18 protein-coding genes, 1 tRNA gene and 1 pseudogene are annotated in these 17,341 nt (G+C 71.1%); 7 read left to right on the top strand and 13 right to left on the bottom strand.

Going from position 1 to position 17,341, the window contains the following annotated elements; all coding sequences use genetic code 11:
- Positions 1-61 precede the first annotated feature (61 nt).
- The 5 genes from OG799_RS22955 to OG799_RS22975 all read right to left on the bottom strand — a co-directional run bounded on the left by OG799_RS22955 (position 62) and on the right by OG799_RS22975 (position 6,758).
- Complete coding sequence (locus tag OG799_RS22955) at positions 62-853, bottom strand: hypothetical protein (protein ID WP_406037368.1); 792 nt, start codon at positions 851-853, stop codon at positions 62-64.
- A 517-nt stretch (positions 854-1,370) separates the two neighbouring features.
- On the bottom strand, positions 1,371-2,036 hold the full coding sequence (locus OG799_RS22960) for a TMEM175 family protein (protein ID WP_406037370.1): 666 nt from the start codon (positions 2,034-2,036) through the stop codon (positions 1,371-1,373).
- A 49-nt stretch (positions 2,037-2,085) separates the two neighbouring features.
- Positions 2,086-4,239, bottom strand: a complete 2,154-nt coding sequence (locus OG799_RS22965) for an MMPL family transporter (RefSeq protein WP_406037372.1) — start codon at positions 4,237-4,239, stop codon at positions 2,086-2,088.
- Positions 4,240-4,391: 152 nt separating this feature from the next.
- Positions 4,392-5,657, bottom strand: coding sequence for a hypothetical protein (locus OG799_RS22970; protein ID WP_406037374.1), 1,266 nt, complete (start codon positions 5,655-5,657; stop codon positions 4,392-4,394).
- Positions 5,658-5,852: 195 nt separating this feature from the next.
- On the bottom strand, positions 5,853-6,758 hold the full coding sequence (locus tag OG799_RS22975) for a hypothetical protein (protein WP_406037376.1): 906 nt from the start codon (positions 6,756-6,758) through the stop codon (positions 5,853-5,855).
- A 251-nt stretch (positions 6,759-7,009) separates the two neighbouring features.
- Between OG799_RS22975 and OG799_RS22980 the strand changes: the two genes are divergently transcribed.
- Positions 7,010-7,363, top strand: a complete 354-nt coding sequence (locus OG799_RS22980) for a nitroreductase/quinone reductase family protein (protein WP_406037378.1) — start codon at positions 7,010-7,012, stop codon at positions 7,361-7,363.
- A 16-nt stretch (positions 7,364-7,379) separates the two neighbouring features.
- Here the strand turns inward: OG799_RS22980 and OG799_RS22985 are convergent, their stop codons facing one another.
- The 6 genes from OG799_RS22985 to OG799_RS23010 all read right to left on the bottom strand — a co-directional run bounded on the left by OG799_RS22985 (position 7,380) and on the right by OG799_RS23010 (position 13,006).
- A complete protein-coding gene (locus OG799_RS22985) occupies positions 7,380-8,276 on the bottom strand; it encodes a hypothetical protein (RefSeq protein ID WP_406037380.1) in 897 nt (298 codons plus the stop codon).
- A gap of 6 nt (positions 8,277-8,282) precedes the next feature.
- Positions 8,283-9,116, bottom strand: coding sequence for a PPOX class F420-dependent oxidoreductase (locus OG799_RS22990; RefSeq protein WP_406037382.1), 834 nt, complete (start codon positions 9,114-9,116; stop codon positions 8,283-8,285).
- An 87-nt stretch (positions 9,117-9,203) separates the two neighbouring features.
- A complete protein-coding gene (locus OG799_RS22995) occupies positions 9,204-9,572 on the bottom strand; it encodes a YciI family protein (RefSeq protein ID WP_406037384.1) in 369 nt (122 codons plus the stop codon).
- Between the two features lies 1 nt (position 9,573).
- Positions 9,574-10,236 carry a DUF998 domain-containing protein gene (locus OG799_RS23000; protein WP_406037386.1) on the bottom strand — a complete coding sequence of 221 codons (663 nt, stop codon included), beginning with the start codon at positions 10,234-10,236 and terminating at the stop codon, positions 9,574-9,576.
- 67 nt (positions 10,237-10,303) lie between these two features.
- Positions 10,304-11,572: an RNA polymerase sigma factor gene (locus tag OG799_RS23005; RefSeq protein ID WP_406037388.1), complete on the bottom strand. Its 1,269-nt coding sequence runs from the start codon at positions 11,570-11,572 to the stop codon at positions 10,304-10,306.
- Positions 11,573-11,581: 9 nt separating this feature from the next.
- Positions 11,582-13,006 carry a hypothetical protein gene (locus OG799_RS23010; RefSeq protein WP_406037390.1) on the bottom strand — a complete coding sequence of 475 codons (1,425 nt, stop codon included), beginning with the start codon at positions 13,004-13,006 and terminating at the stop codon, positions 11,582-11,584.
- A 172-nt stretch (positions 13,007-13,178) separates the two neighbouring features.
- Between OG799_RS23010 and OG799_RS23015 the strand changes: the two genes are divergently transcribed.
- The 5 genes and pseudogenes from OG799_RS23015 to OG799_RS23035 all read left to right on the top strand — a co-directional run.
- Positions 13,179-13,607 (top strand): hypothetical protein, encoded by a 429-nt coding sequence (locus tag OG799_RS23015; protein WP_406037392.1) that lies wholly within the window; start codon positions 13,179-13,181, stop codon positions 13,605-13,607.
- Between the two features lie 53 nt (positions 13,608-13,660).
- Positions 13,661-13,825 (top strand): helix-turn-helix transcriptional regulator, encoded by a 165-nt coding sequence (locus OG799_RS23020; protein WP_405434666.1) that lies wholly within the window; start codon positions 13,661-13,663, stop codon positions 13,823-13,825.
- On the top strand, positions 13,822-14,787 hold the full coding sequence (locus OG799_RS23025; RefSeq protein ID WP_406037394.1) for an NAD(P)-dependent alcohol dehydrogenase: 966 nt from the start codon (positions 13,822-13,824) through the stop codon (positions 14,785-14,787). Before OG799_RS23020 ends, OG799_RS23025 begins: the two co-directional genes overlap by 4 nt.
- Positions 14,758-14,830, top strand: a tRNA-Arg gene (locus OG799_RS23030). Before OG799_RS23025 ends, OG799_RS23030 begins: the two co-directional genes overlap by 30 nt.
- Positions 14,831-15,445: 615 nt before the next feature.
- A pseudogene (locus OG799_RS23035) lies at positions 15,446-15,508 on the top strand (hypothetical protein); the annotation flags it as partial.
- On the opposite strand, the gene OG799_RS23040 reads toward OG799_RS23035, so the two are convergent.
- Both OG799_RS23040 and OG799_RS23045 read right to left on the bottom strand, forming a co-directional pair.
- Entirely contained in the window at positions 15,509-15,664 is a 156-nt protein-coding gene (locus tag OG799_RS23040; RefSeq protein ID WP_406037396.1) for a hypothetical protein, read from the bottom strand.
- 108 nt (positions 15,665-15,772) lie between these two features.
- Complete coding sequence (locus tag OG799_RS23045) at positions 15,773-16,285, bottom strand: DinB family protein (protein ID WP_406037398.1); 513 nt, start codon at positions 16,283-16,285, stop codon at positions 15,773-15,775.
- A 263-nt stretch (positions 16,286-16,548) separates the two neighbouring features.
- On the opposite strand from OG799_RS23045, the gene OG799_RS23050 reads away from it, so the two are divergent.
- Entirely contained in the window at positions 16,549-17,331 is a 783-nt protein-coding gene (locus OG799_RS23050) for a tyrosine-type recombinase/integrase (RefSeq protein ID WP_406037400.1), read from the top strand.
- The last annotated feature ends 10 nt before the right edge of the window (positions 17,332-17,341 follow it).

Raw genomic sequence — 17,341 nt, forward strand, 5'->3', positions numbered from 1 at the left:
CCCCCTGATCCGCGAACACCGGGTCTTTCCTGCCGGGAGTGGTCGTCGCCAGCGGGACGGGTCAGCCGCTGATCGTCAGCCCCACCGGCAGGCCTTGCTTCACCTCCAGGACTGCCCGTTCGCCCAACGGTCGGGACAGCTCGACGGTGGTGCTGCGTTGCGCTCCGACGGCCGGGCACGCCTCGTCCTCGGCATGCCGGTACTCGATGACGATCACCACGACCGCCAGGTCCGACTCGGCCGCTTCGGCGCCGTAGTCGACCCCGCACGGCTTGCTGCTAGGGCCGGGCGCGCCGGTGAAGGTGACGGTCAATTCCCGGCTCGTGGTCGTCGTGGTCGCTGACTCGATCGCCAGCCCTTCGTGCGGATGATCGGCGTCCCAGGGCGGCGGGGTCACCCGGACGATGGCCGAGGGATCCACCGCCGCTCGCGCCAGCCGCACCGCGGTTCTGTCGAGGGTGTACTCCCACGCCGGGACGGTCGCCAAGCCGCGGGTGGTCGGGACCGTCACCGTGGTCAGGCGAGCGCCGGTGACCTTCAGCGGCGCGCAGCCGGAACAGTCGCCGGTGGCCGCCGCGCGCAGCTGAGCCAACGCCTCGTCCGCCGAGATCAACCGTACGTCCTGACTGGTGCCGGTGGCCCAGACGATGCTCCCAGCCGCTTCCGGCACCCCGGGCAGCGTCGAAGCAGCCTCGACCAGGCCGGCCGACAGTGTCTCCTTGTAATCCCCGGTCGCCGGCTCCCAGTCGCCGAGTTGGCGGGTCAGCTCCCCCACCGGAACGAAGGGCGCGCCGCCCGCAGCGCGAAACGCCTCGTCATACCGGGCCAGGGCGTCGCCCGCCTGCTGGCGCAACCCGTCGAGCCTGTCAACGGGTGGGCTGCTCCCGCCAGACCCACAACCGCCGAGCAGGGCCGCGACCGTGATCCAGGGCAGCACCCGCCGACGCATCCTCGCTGTCTCCACATCCTTGAGACGTCTCCACGCCGGTCAGGGTTGCACCTTTCCGGCGTATCGGCGTCAGCTCGAAGTGGACGGTACGCCCAGCCATGCGCCGCCCAAGCCGGTGCATGACGCGGGTATACCGAGTATCCGCAGGCTCGCCAGTGTCTCGGTCAGCGGCGAGTAGGAGACCCGCAGACTCCGCAGGGCCCGGTCGACCAGGTATGCGAAAGCGCGAGGCAAAGGGTGACCAAGGAGCGGAGTGCGAGCACACACATCCACCCCGAATCGGCTCGTACACCAGATCCGCGCCCTTGGACGCGCTATCGATCTGCTAGCGGATGTCCGAACCTGCGACCTGGGCTCTTTCCTGCCGGCGCGCTCCGGGCACCTGCCGGTCCCGTCTGTTCCAGGCGAGGATGGGCAGCGGCTAGTCACGAGGGGCGGTGACGCCGTAGAAGATCGGGATGCCGAGGAAGATTGTCAACGCGATCCAGGGGGAGACGAACCCGAGCAGCCCACCGACGGGAAAGAAGGCGACCCCGAGCAGGGCCTTGCGTCGCTCCCGCCGGAAGCGCCACAAACCTCCTTCCTCGACCAATCCTGGATTCCGTACGATGCAGTGGTCGAAGAGCAGCCAGCTGGCCATCAACAGCGCGCCGATCAGTGCGTAGAGGCCGATGGCCGTCCGCACGTCACTCTCGTTGCCCTCCTTCAAGAACTTGGCGACCACCGAGGTGGCGAAAGGCACCAGCGCGGCGCAGAAGAGTACCCCCAGATTGGCCCAGGTCAGCGGCACGTCGAGAGCTCTGAGACGGGCGAATGACGTGCGGTTCCCGAGCCACACAACCGCCAGATTCACAAACGAGATCGTGTACGCGAGATACACCGGCCAATCCTCGAGTAGCCCGGCGACGAGATGGCCGGGCCCTACCACAGGCGGCCTCAGGTCAAGCCCGAGCAGGGTGATGAGAATCGCGAGCACTGCGTCACTGAACATCTCGGTCCGGCGAAGCTTTCTGGTTTGCCGGGGCTCGGCCCCTGACGCACTCACACGATCCCCCAACGGCCGGTCTGGCGAGGACAGTGCCAGCATGGCCCAACAGCGATGCGCATGGTGAGGATCCCGGTGGCCGCGCCGCCCGCTACGCCTTCGCCACGCTCGCCGGCTCCGGCGGGGCGTGCGGCCCGCTGGCCGGCCGCTCGTCGCCGTGGCCCGGCCACCACGCCCGGTGCCCGATCAGGGCGGTCAGGGCGGGGACGAAGAACATCGACATGACGAACGCCGACAGCACGATGCCGATCGCCACCGCGAAGCCCATCTGCTGCAGGAACGAGATCGGCGCGAGCATCAGCACCCCGAACGTCCCGGCAAGGATCAGCCCTGCCGCCGCAACAGTCGGGCCGGCGTGTTCCACTCCGATAGCAGCGGCCTCGTGCGGCTCGTTGCCCTCCCGCGCCTCCTCACGCAGTCGGGCGATCATCAGGATGTTGTAGTCGGTCCCGATCGCCACCACGAAGAGGTAGAGGATGATCGGCAACTGGAAAGTGATCCCGGGCTTGCCCTGCAGCCCTTGGAAGAGATAAACCGTGGCGCCCAGCGTGGCGGCGAAGTTGAGCAGCACCGCTATCACGAGGTAGATCGGCGCGACCAGGCTGCGCAACAGCAGCGCGAGGATGAGCGCGATCAGGCCGGCCGCCACCGGCAGGATCACCGACAGGTCGCGGTTGTTCGCCGAGTTGATGTCCGCGAAGATCGCGGTGGGTCCGCCGACCACCGCCCGGGTGCCGGCCGGGGCTGCCGCGTGCAGGGCGTCGCGCAGTTCGTCGCGGACGAGCGTGATCGCCTCGTTGGAGACCGGGTTTTCGTTGAGCAACAGGTTGACCCGGGCCACACTCGGGTCGTTGCTGCGCTCCGGGGGCTGTGCCCGGCCCACTCCCGGGGCGCCGGCCGCGGCCGCCGCGAAGTCGGTGACCTGTTGCTCGGTCAGCGGCGATCCGTTGCCGGTGGTCAGGTAGACCTCGGTCGGGGCGAGCGCACCGGCGGCGAACCCGCGCTGCAGGTCCGCGGCGGCCTTCGCCGACTCGGTGTCCTGGGGGAAGCCGGCGCTGAAGTCGTAGTCGGCCTTGTAGGTCAACACGCCTGCGGCGAGCGCGACCAGCAGGGCACCGGATGCCGCCGCGACGAGCGCCGGCCGGCGCCCGATGGCGGTCCCGAGACGGCGCGCAACGGTGGCCTTGGGGGCACGCCGCCACGCCTTGGACGGCCAGAAGACGTACCGGCCGAGCAACGAGACGACCGCCGGGATGAGCGTGAGCGAGGTGACCAGCATGACGCCGACAGCGATCGCGAGCGCCGGGCCGAGCGAGCCGAAGAAGCCCAGGGAAGCCAGCAGCAGCACGAGGAACGCGACGATGACCGCTCCCGCGGCCGACGTGATGACCTCGCCGACCCGCTCGACGGAGACCATCATCGCGGTGCGCTTGTCGTCACCGGCACGCAGCCGCTCGCGATAGCGGAAGAGCAGGAACAGGATGTAGTCGGTGCCGATGCCGAACAGCACGATCAGCAGCACCGTCTGCAGATCCTGACTCACATTGAGATCGAACGCCTTACCCGCCGCGGCGACCAGCCCGCTCGTGACGGCCATGACGACGCCGATCACCACCACGGGCAGCAGCGCCGCGATGGGGCTGCGGAAGATGATCAGGATCAGCCCGATGATCAGGATGATCGTCGCGATGCCGACCACGGCAAAAGCCTTGTTGAAGGTGTCCTCGTTGTCGACGAAGCTCGCTACGTCGCCGGCCACGCCCGCGGTCAGCCCGCTGCCCGCCAGCTCCGGACCGATGGCCGCCCGCAGATCGCGTACGGCGTCGAGCAGCGCCGGGTCGTCCGGGGTGACCGCATCGAGCCCGACATTCACCACCTGCACCGACTTGTCCGGCGCCACGGCCTGCGGGCCGGTCAGGTAGCCGGAGGTGTGCGAGATGTTCCTGGCCTTGAGCGACTGGGCGAGCTGGCCCACCCTCGCCTCGTCGGCCGGCGTGAGCGACTGCCCGCCGGCGCGCTTGACCACGATGATCGCCGTCGCGGTGGCCTGCTGCGGGAACGCCTTCTTCCCGAGTTCGGTGGCCTGCACCGACTCGTAGGAGTGGGGCAGGAAGCTTTCCTGATCGGCGGAGGTGATGTCGCTCAACGACGGCGTGGTGACGAAGATGGCGACTGCCGCGAGCACCCAGCCGACAATCACCCACCAGGCCCTGCGTACGACGAATCTGCCCAGCCGCTCGAACATGGTTTCCCCCGTCTGTTCGGCACAACCGACATCTGAGGCGTGGAGCGCCTCTGGGCGCCCGCCCGTCACCCTGCCGGGCAGCCTTCGCTACCCCGGGTGCATCCTACCTACGGCGGGCAATCCTTTTCGGACGCGTGGGGGCGCGGGGCGTGTCAGCCCGCAACTGGTTGATACACGTACACCGGCTCTTTCCTGCCGGCGCGCTCCGGACACCTGCCGGCCTTGCCGCCCACCATGCCGACCCGGCCATCCGCACACACCGTCAGGTACCCGCTGCCCTCCCAGAATCCCTCCACACACGCGAACCAGCTGCACACGTCGGGAGCCGGCTCGCGGACGAGGACACCGCCGCAGTAGTTGTAGCCGTGCGGATTCTCCGGTGCCCCGCACCGGTCCGCAGGTACCGACGAAGGCGTACCCGAAGACGCGGTGGGAGCCGGTGCCGGGTCGACGAGCCCCGGGGTCGGGATGGGCCGGGGCGCGCCCGGGTCGACCGGACCGGAAGTCGGCGTGCCGGTCGTGGCATCGGGATCCGCTGTGCGGGAAGCAGCCGTGCCGGGCTCCGTAGAAGCGGCGCTGGGCGCTGCCCCGCTCCCGGGCAAGGCACCCAGAGTAACAGGTGCGCCGCCCTGGAACGCGCCGCGCGGACCGGACGGCCCAGCGGAGTCGGCCGTCATGGCGTACGCGGGCAGGGCGATGAGCGCGACGGCGGCCGCGAGGATCGCGGGGTGGGCGAGGCGGGCCCGTGCCGGCGCATGCTCCGCCGTGACGACCGCCGGAGCCGGCGGCCGCGACCGCCGGTTGGCGGCCACCGCCTCGTCGAGCCGGGCGAGGACGACGCGGCGCTGCCCGATGAAATCGGCGTACGCCATGGTCAGCCGCAGCCGGAAGCGGGCCGCGGCGGCCAGGGGCACCCGGAGGCCGGCGACGGGCCGACCGCTCACGCTGTGCAGCAGGCTGATCGGCGCCGCCGGGTGGTGCGCGAGGCCACTCAGCTCCGCATACGTCCACTCCCGATCGCCCTCGCGGCCGAAGAGGATCACGCGGCGGTCGGTGATCACGGCCGTTCCGGCGTCGGTCACTCGCACGCCCTTGGGCAACCGTCGTGTCCGCTTCGTTCGCTGGACGGGGATGACGGCGAGCTCGGGTGTGGGGAGGTCGGCGTGGCCGTCCTCGACGTCGACGAGCTCGGCGTCCGGCTGCACGGCGAGGACCACCTCGGGGTCGGGCAGCTCCACCGGCAGAACAGCCGCCGATTCGGCCGGCCCCTCCTCGGCCGCCGCTCGCAGGCGGAGCAGTTTGATTCCCCGCAGGCACCAGGCCTCGACGGCGTCCTCGTAGGCGTCCCGCCGCCGCTTGTTCTCGCGGGTGGCCCAGCGGGCACGCCAACCCGAACCGGTCCTGTCCACCTCCGTCACCGAGGCCGCCTCCCGCGAAGATGTTTCGGCATGGCGTGGGGTATAACCCCTCAGGCCCGGCCAGGACACGCCCTCACCTCTTCATTGGACCGAAGAACGCCGCTCCCAGCGTTTCCCTACCCACCGCAAACAGACACCAGACCGATTACTCCGGCATTTGGCGGGTCACGCAGGACAGCGCGGAGGGTTGCCCCGTCAGCGTTGCTCGCTGCCCCCTTGACGGAACAGTGGGCGGTACAGCGCGGCGGTGAGCGTGACGAAGACCAGGGCGAACAACCCGAACCCGACCGCCAGGGCGGGAGACGCGTCCGGGTCACCGTTGACGTTCATCACCACCCCCATCGCGGCGACCGAGACGGCGAGGCAGCTGTAGCCGGTGAGCAGCGCGTACATCATCCGGCGCGCCCATGGGGCGTGCCGCAGCACGCCGATCCCGGTGGCGACCGCGGCCGGGACGATGATGCCGAGGTCCATCAGCTTGACCATCCAGAACGGGGTGGGGCTGGAGGCGTACTCGGTCAAGGAGGCCGGGTCCTGCCAGGCGGTCAGCATCGACCGCAGGTGCAGCCCGAGGACGAGGAAGGCCGCCACCACCAGCAGCGTCACACCGGCCGTGCGTTCCAGCCGGGGCGACGGCGGCGGCAGGTGCGCGGGGATCGCCCGCCAGCCGAGGACCACCACCGCCTCGGCGAGCAGGAAGACGATGAGCAGCAGCGGGAAGAACCGTTCGACGTTCCCGGGGAGGCGCAGGTACTCCTGGCCGACGATGACCTGGGCGTAGGTGTAGAGGGCGTACCCGCCGATGCCGGTGGCCAGCAGCGGCGCGACCGGGTGCCGACGGAGAGCGAGCAGGGCCGCCGTGAGGGCCAGCGGGGCGACGACGAAGAGCGCCGCCGCGTCGCTGCCCAGCAACTGGTTGAGGGTGGTGTCCGAGGTGCGGTACAGCATCAGGTCCAGCCCCAGCGGGCCGAGCAGCGAGGCTGCCGCGATCGCCGATGCGGTGGCGGCCAGGGTCCCGGCAAGCAGTCGCGGATGACCGTTGACCGGCGACAGCGGGCGGGCCGGCCGCTGCGGTGCTCGGGTGGTGAGCTGTGGGGTCATCGTGGCTCCCGACGCTTCCGCCGGCGTACCCGCTAAGGGCTGCCGGACCGGTTCGGTCGTCCTCAGCCTCCCCCGCCCCGACCGCATCCGGCAGGGGACCATCTCACCGGGTGCCGGGACCTTGGTCCTGCACGTGTGAGGTGTGCGTGGCGGATGCTACTGCCGAGGTTTCGGAACCCGGGACGAGCGCCCGCGAAGGTCCATAGCCTGGCAAGCAGGAGCACGTCGGGGAAGTCGACGGGGAGGACACCGTGACCAAAGCCGTCAGGGACGCTCTTGAGGGCGTCAGTGAGATCGAGCTGACCGTCACCGGCCGGAAGACCGGACGGCAGATCTCGCGCCCCGTGTGGTTCGTGCAGGAAGAGGAGAGCATCTTCCTGGTTCCGATAACCGGCTCGGACAGCCAGTGGTACAAGAACGTCCGCCAGACACCGATGATCGAGGTGTCCTCGAACGGGACGGCGTTGAGCACGAGCGCCACCCCGATCACCGAACCCGACCGGGTCAGCCACGTCGTGGAGATGTTCCGCGACAAGTACGGCGCGGATCAGGTGGAGGCGCACTACCCGAAGCACGACGTCGCCGTCCAGGTCTCGCTCATGTAGCCAGTCCGTAAGAGGGTCAGCCGGTGAGCGTCAGCGCGACCGGCAGGCCCTGCTGCACCTCGAGGACCGCCCGCTCCCCCAGCGGTCGCGCCAGGTCGACGGTGGCGGTGCGGCGCGCCCCGATATCCCCGCACGACTCGCCGTCGGCGTGCCGGTGCTCGATGACGATCACGACGACGGCGTTGACCGACTCGACGGCCTCCGCGCTGTAGTCGACGCCGCACGGCTGGCTTCCGGGGCCTGGGGAGCCGGTGAAGGCGACGGTCAGCCGCTGGCTCGCCGTGGTCCCGGTCGCCGACTCGATCGCCAGCCCGCCGTGCGGGTACTCGGGACCCCACGCCGGCGGCGTCACCACGATGGCAGCCGAGGGGGCGACCGCGATCCGGGTCAGCCGCACCGCCGTGCCCTTGAGGGTGTACTCCCAGGCCGGGGCCGTGGCGGGGCCACGGGTGGTGGGAATCCGGACCGTGGTCAGGCGCGCGGCGGTGACCTCCAGCGGTACGCACCCGGAGCAGTCCCCGCCGCCCAGCGCTCTCAGCTGGGCGAGTGCATCCTCGGCCGACATCACGGGGACCGGCTGCGTCCTGCCGTTCTCCCAGGCCACCTTCCCCGTCGCTTGCCCGGCGGTGGGCAGCGCCGTGGCGGGGAAGACGCGGCCGGCCAGCAACGCCTGCTTGTTGTTGTCCCCATTCGCCGGTTCCCAGTCGCCGTGCTGGCCGGTCAGCTCTCCGACCGGCACGAAGCCCTGCGCCCCGCCGGCGTCGAGGACCGCCTTGTCATACCGGGTCAGGGCATCGTGGGCCTGCTGGCGCAACCTGTCCAGGTCGTCGCCGCTCGGGCCGCTGCCGGTCGCGCCACAGCCACCGAGCACGGCCACCGCGGTGACCCATACCAACCAGCGCCGTCCACCCATCCCCGCTCACCTCCGCACCTCTTCGACGTCCGTCGGTGCAGTGAGGGTTCCAGGATCTTTGGTCGGTGTCACCGGAGTGAGCTCGAAGTGGACGGTACGGCCGGTCTTCCGTCGCCCGAGTCGGTGCATCAGTGGCACGAGCACGCCGTGCAGCATCGGGTGCTTCCGCACCAACGCCCGACTGGCCGCGTCGTACTCCGCCCCGCTCAACCGCCGCGCCACCGCCTCGACCGCCGCCCCGGTCGGCTTGCCCAGCGCCGTGGACGGCGCCACGGTCACCCGCGAATCGTTCCGCAGCCGTACCGTCTTCCACGCTTTCTCGAAGCTGCGCACGTACGCCCGCTCCCCCACCACCGCGATGCTCACCGCCGTCGGCACCGGAGTCCCGTCCCGCTTGTACGTCGTCAGCACCACCGTCTTTTGCTGAACGAAAGGCACCCAGACTGGCGAGGCAGAACAAGAGACGTACCCGACCACCCACCCCAACTCCCGCAGCCGATACACCAGCGCGACCAGGGCCAGCACTGCCAACAGCAGCACCAGCCAGGTCTGCACGGCACTACCGCCGACATCACCGTCGACCGCGTGCGACACCGTGTGCGCCACCGCGCCGACCAGATAGCCGGCCAGGGCCACCGCAAGCGCGTCGGACCAGATGAGGGCCAGCAGCAGGGTCACCCCGATGCCGAGCTGGAACGCCCCCACGTCGTGCACGAAGTGCTCGCTCGGCGGGAAGCCGACCGCCGAGCTGAACGACAAGGGCCGGGCGAGCGCCCACACCCCGACGACTATCGCGGCCACGCCGAGCAGCGCGGCCACGATCCGCACCAGTCTTCTCATGCCCGGGTGACGGGATGCCGAGCCCGGATGTGACGAGGGGAGCCGGCACGAATGCCGACTCCCCGCATCAGCGCAGGCGACAGCCGATCAAGCAGCGGGTCCCTCGTTGACCCGGCGGACGTCGACCTCGACATCGATCCCGTGCTCGATGAAGACGTCGACGAACCGCTTGCCCCACTCCACCGCCTCCTCCTTCGACCGCACCTCGATGAGCCCGAACCCGGCGATGAGCTCCTTGGTCTCGGTGAACGGCCCATCGGTGACGGTGGTCTTGCCCTTGGTGGCGGTGATCCGGGCCGACTCCTCGCTGCTCTTGCACAGCCCCTCGGCGGCGAGCAGGATGCCGGCCTTGACGACCTCCTCCATGTACGCGCCCATCGACTTCATGAACTCGGGGGTCGGCTCGAAGTTGCCGGGGACCTTCTCATCCAGTTTGTGCATCATCATGAAACGCATTTCAGTTGTTCCTTTCGGTAAGGGTGTGCACGGAAACTGCGGTCAGCCAGCCGAAGATGAAGACCGAGCCCAGCGCCATCCGGACGCTGATGCTGTCCTGGTCGGGCCAGGCCATGACGACGACGGTCGCCAGGGCCCAGGCCAGGGAGAACACCGCCCAGCCGCGCCGGCCGGTGCGCAGGTACCGGCGGGTGAAGACCAGGCAGGCGATGGTGAGGGACCCGAAGGCCAGCATGGCTCCGACCCCGTGACCGACGGCGTGCCAGCTCAGCGTGTCGGGCGCGCCTTCGGGCGCGCCGGCCGGCCAGCCCATGCTGGGGTCGGAGGGCATCGCCCCGGCGACGATCAGGCCGACGCCGAAGACCGCCACCAGCGCGGGGCCCCACGTCCCCGCCGGCGTCCCGGCCAGGACCCGCCGTAGACCGAGAGCACCGGCGAGGGCCAGCAGTCCGGTGAGTACGAAGTTGGCGGTCTGGATCCAGCCGTACTCGCCGAGGGCGAGCAGGCTGAGCGGCTGCCGGCTCAGGTCGAACCCGTCGCGGGTGAGCACCTGCGCCGCGGCCACCACCCCGAACACCGGCCCGGCGGCGATCCCACCGGCCAGCAGGGTCCGCGCCGGCACGGCGCCGGCGAGCCCGGCCCGTGGCATCGTCGTACTGGTCATCTCGATCTCCTCGTCATCGGTTCTCACTGACGCGTCGATCGGGTCGGCCGGGATCCGACATCACCTTTCAAGATTTTTTCTGGCGGTCGCTGGCGGCGGCGCGGTCGCGCAGCAGCGCCCGCTCCCGGGCGTTGCCCGTCAGGGAAGCGGCGCGCTCGAATTCGGCGCGGGCCTCGTCGTGGCGGCCGAGCTTGGCGAGCAGGTCGCCGAGCACGCTGGGTAGCAGGTGGTAGTTCGCGAGGGCCGGTTCGTCGGCCAGGGCGCGGGCCAGTTCCAGGCCGGCGGCGGGGCCGTCGGCGAAGGAGACGGCGACGGCCCGGTTGAGTTCCACCACCGGCGAGGACACGAGCCGGGCCAGGTCCGCGTAGAGGGCGGCGATCCGCGTCCAGTCGGTCTGGTCGGGGGTACGCGCCCGCGCGTGGCAGGCGGCGATCTCGGCCTGGAGGGCGTACGGGCCGGGGGCGCCGCCGAGCGCCCGGGCCCGGTCGAGGGCGGCGAGGCCGCGGTGGATGAGCAGTTGGTCCCAGCGGCTGCGGTCCTGGTCGTTGAGGAGGACGGGTGCGCCGTCGGGGCCGGTGCGGGCGGCGGTGCGGGAGGCCTGGATCTCCAGCAGCGCGGCGAGCCCGTGCACTTCGGGTTCCTCGGGCATCAGCCCCTGCAGGATGCGGGCCAGGCGAAGCGCCTCCTGGCTGAGCGCGGGGCGCATCCAGTCGTCGCCGGCGGTGGCGGAGTAGCCCTCGTTGAAGATCAGGTAGATGACCTCGAGGGCGGAGTCGATCCGTTCGGCGCGTTCGGCGGGGCCGGGCACCTCGAACGGCACCCGGGCGGCGGCGAGGGTCTGCTTGGCGCGGGTGATCCGCTGGCCGACGGTGGCCTCGGTGGTGAGGAAGGCGCGGGCGATCTCGGCGGTGGTGAGGCCGCCGACCAGCCGGAGGGTGAGCGCGGCCCGGGCGATCGGCGAGAGCACCGGGTGGCAGGCGACGAAGATCAGCCGGAGCAGGTCGTCCTCGATGCGTTCCTCGACGCCGGCGTCGAAGTCGGGGGTGAACTCGTCGCCGCCGAGGTCACGGCCGAGTTCGGCGACCTTGCGGTCCTCGGTCTGCCGGCGACGCAGCGCGTCGATGGCCCGGCGTTTGCCGACGGTCATCAGCCACGCGCCCGGGTTGGCCGGTACGCCGTCGCGCGGCCAGCTCTCCAGCGCGGCGACGAGGGCGTCCTGGGCCAACTCCTCGGCCTGCCCGACGTCGCGGGTCAGCGCGGCCAGGCCGGCGATCACCCGGCCGGACTCCATCCGCCAGACCGCCTCGACGGTGCGGCGTGCCTCGGACTCCCCCATGGCCACCCATCAGAGCAGGTCGCGCGGCGCAGGGACAAGGACCACGCCGGCGGGCGCCGCCGCGGCCGGGCCACCGTGCGGCGCCGGCCCGTAGACCGGCTGCTTCCTGCCTGCCCGGTCGGGGCAGGAGCCGTACCGGCCGCCCACCAGGCCCACCGTTCCGTCTCCGCACCGCACCAGGGGGCCCTGGCCCGCCCAGAATCCGTCCACGCAGTCGAAGTAGCGGCACACGTCGGCCGCCGGTTCGAGGATCAGCGAGCCGCCGCAGTAGGTGTAGCCGAAGGGGTTCTCCGGCGCCCCGCACCGTTCGGAGGACGTCGGGGTCGGCGAGGCCGGCGGGGAGGGGGTCGGCGAGGGCGTCCGGCTCGGCTCGACCGGACCCGGGGTCGGGGTCGGGGTCGGGGTCGGGACGCGCCCGGCCGGTCGGGCGGTCCGCGGTGCCCGGCCGGTGGCCCGGTCGGAGGGGAGCGGCACGTGACGATCGGCCGGCAGCGGCATGGGGCCACCGGCGGCGAGGCCCGCCGACGCCGGACGCGGCGCGAGCCCGCCCGGCACGACCGGGTCGAGCGTGGGGCGGCTGCTGGCCCCGGGCCCGGTGCCGGTGTCGACGCCCGGGGTGGTGGTGGCGGGCACGACGACGCCACCGCCGGTGGGCAGGGCGGTGGGTGGGCGGCCGGTCGGCTCCGGGTCGCCCGTCGCGGCGAACGCCACCAGGGCGACGAGTGCCGCTGCGGCGGCGGCGACCACGGGCGGGGTGAGGCGGGCGTACCCGGGCGCTTGCGTGGCGCTGACCAGCGTCGGCGCCGCCGGCTGTGACCGTCGGTTGGCGGCCACCGCCTGGTCGAGCCGGGCGAGCACGGCGTCGCGCTGTCCGGTGGCACCGGCGTACGCCAGGGTCAGCCGCAGCCGGAACCGGGCCGCGGCGCCCCGGGGCACGCGGAGGCCGGCCACCAGCGCACCGGTGGGCCCGTGCAGCAGGGTCACCGGCGCCGCCGGGTGGTGGGCGAGACCGCTCAGCTCGGCGTACGGCCATTGGTGGATCCTCTTTCGACTCACCAGGACGAGCCGGCGGTCGGTGACCACGGCGGTGCCGGCGTCGGTCACCCGGCTGCCCTCCGGCATTCCAGGCGTGGGTTCCGGGTGTGCGACGGCGATCGCGGACAGTTCGGGTCGGGGCAGGTCCGCGTGTCGCGGTACCGTGACCAGCCCGGTCGACGGCTGGACGGCGACGACGGTCTCGTCGTCGGCCAGGTCCACGGCCACGGCCGGCCGGATCGTCGGGCGGTCCTCGGCGGCGGCCCGCAGGCGTTGCAGGCGTACGCCCCGCAGGCACCAGGCTTCGACGGCGTCCTCGTGGGCACGTCGCCGTCGGGCGTTCTCCCGCCTGGCCCAGCGGGCCCGCCAGCCCGAACCGGTCCTGTCCGCGTGGGTCACTCCGGCCCGCCTTTCACGAGGATCATTCGGTGGCATCCGGTACAACCGCTGAGGCGGCCACAGGACACGCCGCAGCGCGAGGATCGACGGAGAGTAAGTAAAGAATTATTGACACCATGTCTGCTGGGCTTTACAGTCGCCATGTCAAGGATTCTTTACCTGGGGAGTGGCCGTGGCCTTCGAGGAGAAGCGCGCCTGGATCATGGCGCTGGTGGCGGTCGCCGGCTATGCCGCGTACGTGCTGGTGGTCCTCGGCCGCGCGGACGGCGACCCGCTCGCGGACGTCTCCTACGCGGGCCCGCTGCTGGCCACGATCGCCGGGGCGATCGTCGCGTCGATCGCGCTGCACATCGTGGTCTCGATCGTCTCGCCCGAGGGGGCCAACGAGAAGGACCAGCGGGACCGGGAGATCCACCGGCTCGGCGAACACATCGGGCAGTCCTTCGTGATCGTCGGCGGCGTCGCCGCCCTGGCCATGGCGCTGGCGGACTGGGACCAGTTCTGGATCGCCAACGTCATCTACCTGTGCTTCGTGCTGTCGGCGGTCGTCGGCTCCGTCGCGAAGATCGTCGCCTACCGGCGGGGGTTCCAGTCGTGGTGAAGCCGACCCGGATCACCAACACCATCCGGGCGCTGCGCTTCGCGCACGACGAGATGACCCAGGCCGAGCTGGCCCGCCGGGTCGGCGTCACCCGGCAGACCGTCATCGCCATCGAGCAGGGCCGCTACTCGCCCTCGCTGGAGATGGCCTTCCAGATCGCCGCCGTCTTCGGCGTGCCCCTCACCGACGTGTTCCAGTACCCGCAGGAGGAATCGTGAAGGCCATCGTCCAGGACCGGTACGGCCCGACCGACGTGCTCCGCCTCGCCGACGTCGACGCGCCGACCGCCGGCCCCGGCCAGGTCCTCGTCCGGGTCCGCGCCGCCGGCGTCGACCCCGGCGTCTGGCACCTGATGACCGGTCTGCCCTACGCGCTGCGCCTCGGCTACGGGCTGCGCCGCCCCCGCAATCGGGTCCCCGGCCTGGACCTGGCCGGCCTCGTCACCGCCGTCGGCCCCGGCGTCACCGGGTTCACCCCCGGCGACGCGGTGTACGGCACCGGCGCCGGCAGCTTCGCCGAGTACGTCCCCGCCCCCGCCGACCGGCTCGCCCCGAAACCCGCCAACCTCACCTACGCCGAGGCCGCGGCCGTCCCCGTCTCCGGGCAGACCGCGCTCACCGCCGTCCGCGACGCCGCCCGGGTACGCCCCGGCCAGCGGGTCCTGGTCATCGGCGCCGGTGGCGGCGTCGGCTCGTACGCCGTCCAGCTCGCCCGCGCGGCCGGCGCGCACGTCACCGGCGTCTGCGGCCCGACCAAGCTCGACCTGGTCCGCTCGCTCGGCGCGGCGGAGGTGGTCGACTACACCCGCGAGGACCTGCCCGACCGCCGGTACGACGTCGTCATCGACACCGCCGGCAACCGGCCGCTGTCCCGGCTGCGCCGGGCGCTCACCCCGAAGGGAACCCTCGTCCTGGTCGGCGGGGAGGCGAGCGACGGGAAGTGGTTGCAGGGCTTCGACCGGCAACTCCGGGCCCTGGCGCTGTCACCCCTCGTCGGTCAGCGGCTGGTGCCGCTGGTGGCCAAGGAGAGCACGGCGAACCTGGTGGCGTTGACGGAGCTCATCGAGGCCGGGCGGGTCCGGCCGGTGGTCGACCGAACCTTCTCGCTGGCCGAGGTGTCCGACGCCATCCGGCACGTGGCGGGCGGTCACGCGACCGGCAAGGTGGTCATCGCCGTCTGACTACGGATCAGAAGGTTAGGGGGTTCGGGTCCCTTCGGGCGCACCCCGCGATCAAGGCCGTGACCAGCGTAAACGCCGGTTGCAGCCATGATTGTTTCCCAGGATGCGCGGTGATCTCCCACGATGTGAAGCCTGATGGTCCGGTGGTGCTCCCTTGTCATTGTGCTGTCTGGGCAGGGATTCGTGCCGCTCCGTGCTAACCAGTGCATTTGCGTGTCGCCTGGTCTGGATCATGATCGGGGTGCCGGCGGGTGAGCGTACGGCTGTGTCCAGTGTGGCCCATTCGTGGATCTTCGCTGCCGGGGTGTCCGGGCTGTCGGCCGCCGTCGGCCCGGGCTGGCGTACGGCGGCGAGCGGGGGCCGGGACGTTGGGCAGGGCGAGCGTCGGCGGTGACGGTCGGGAGGCCGAATAATCTGATTCCCGCACTTTTGACCGGCGCGGCGGATCGGGGCAGCGCCAACCCGCCGGCGTGATGGGCCACCTCCGCGCGTTCGGCCGGGTCCCGCCCGGGCATCGCTGCGGGGGGAACTCCCCGACCGGGGTCGACGAGGTCGGTCCGACGGCCGCACGCGACGCGCCGGGCCAGTCCGACATCGGCGGACTGGCCGTCGTTGCCGCTGATCGTCGGTACACGGCAAACCGCACCCGGCGCCGTACCTGCTCGCCGCCGAACGCCTCGGCGTCGCACCCGGCGCCTGCCTCGTCATCGGGGACACGGCCTCAGGCGTCCATGCCGGTGTCGCTGCCGGCATGACGGTCTGGGCGGTAAACACCCCCGTTCCGCTGCCCGGCTGTCACCGTCACTACGGCAGCCTGCAAGCCGCGGCCGACGATATCCGAAACCACGTCGCCCAAATCGACCACCCGAGTCAGCATCCGCACGTCCGCTGGTCGAGCGTTGGAGGCTCAGGTCATGGCGCACGTCCGAAACTGCCGAGAAGAGGATGCGGCTCGTGCAGTCAGGCGTAGCCGCTGAGATCATCCTCACTCCTCGGGTCTTGCGTCGAGTTGCTCTCGAAGGATGTCGGCGTGGCCGGAGTGCCGCGCCAGCTCTCGGATCATGTGTACGTAGATGTAGCGCAGTGACACCCTGCCCAATCGGGGATGGGGCACGCTGTCGTCCAGCTCGAAATCCGCCGCCAGCCGCCTCGATTGCCCGCAGACATCCTCGTACTCCGCGACGATGTCCGCGATGGTTTCGCTCGGGTCAACCTCCCAACTGGCGTCGTCCCCCGTGGAGTTGCCTGCGATCTGCTCTCGCGGAAGCTGGGCCAGGCAGTGGAGGAACCAGTTTCGTTCAACTGCGGCAGCGTGTTTGACAATGCCGATGAGTGTGGTCAGCGACGGCACCAGGCGTCGCCGAGCGTCCTCCTCCGACAATCCCTGCAGCTTGCTAGTGAGCTCCTCCCGGTAAGCGTCGAGGAATGCCTCGAGGACGTCACGCTCCGGGGCGGTGCTCACCCGTTCTTCGCTGTCGAGCGGTCGCTGCGCGGTCACAGCGGCACTCTAGACGTAGCGGCTTTGTGTACCTCCACCGAGCGTCGACGGATGCACGGATCTGCCGCAAGGAGGGCGCTGGCACTGACTGTGACTGATGACGCACCGTGAGGTATGGCTATCTCTCCCGCTTCCGGTCCCGGTCCCGGTGTCGTCTCTCCCGATCGCGTTGTTCTCCGTGCAGCGGTGTCTGCCTACCTCGGTCGGTACCGGGGTGACTCGCGGCTGCACACCGATTCCGACCTGCGCGTCTTCCTGACCTGGTGCACCGACCAGGATCTGGAGCCGCTGTCGGCCGTACGTGTGGACATCGAGCGGTACGTGCGCTGGCTCCAGGACGTCCGCCGCTTCCAGCCCTCGACAGTCTCCCGCCGCCTGTCGGTGGCGATCAGGTTCTACCGCGTCTGCGTCATCGATGGCATCCTGCCGCACTCACCGGCCGACTACGTCCGCAGACCGGTGGTGCCCCCCCCCCCCCCGAATCACCTACCCTCGGGCTGGGCCACCTCCAGTTCGAGGCCCTGATCACCACCGCGCGGCGGTCGGCCAACCCGAACGACTTCGCCCTGATCGCCATGCTCGGACTCCTCGGGCTGCGGATCTTCGAAGCCTGCGGCGCCAACATCAGCGATATCGGTGAGGAACACGGCCATCGCGTCCTACGCGTACGCGGCAAGGGCGGCAAAGTCGTCCTCGTTCCGCTGCCGCCCGCGGTGGCTAGGGCTGTGGATCGGGCCGTCGACGGCCGCATCGATTGCCCGATCCTCCGCAACACCCTCGGGGCGCGGATGGACCGGCACGCGGCGACCCGCCGGCTCAAGCACCTGGCCGCCAGCGCCGGGATCCGGATGCCGAGGATGCACCCGCACATGCTGCGTCACACCTTCGTCACCACCATGCTCGACGCCGGCGTGAGCCTGCGCGACGTGCAGATCGCCGCTCGTCACGCCGACCCCCGCACCACCATGCGCTACGACCGCGCCCGCAAGAACCTCGACCGCCACCCCAACTACATCCTCGCCGCCTACATGGCCTCCGGAACGTAGCGACCACAAC

Origin of the sequence: Micromonospora sp. NBC_00898 (assembly GCF_045207895.1) — a bacterium.
Taxonomy (GTDB): domain Bacteria; phylum Actinomycetota; class Actinomycetes; order Mycobacteriales; family Micromonosporaceae; genus Micromonospora.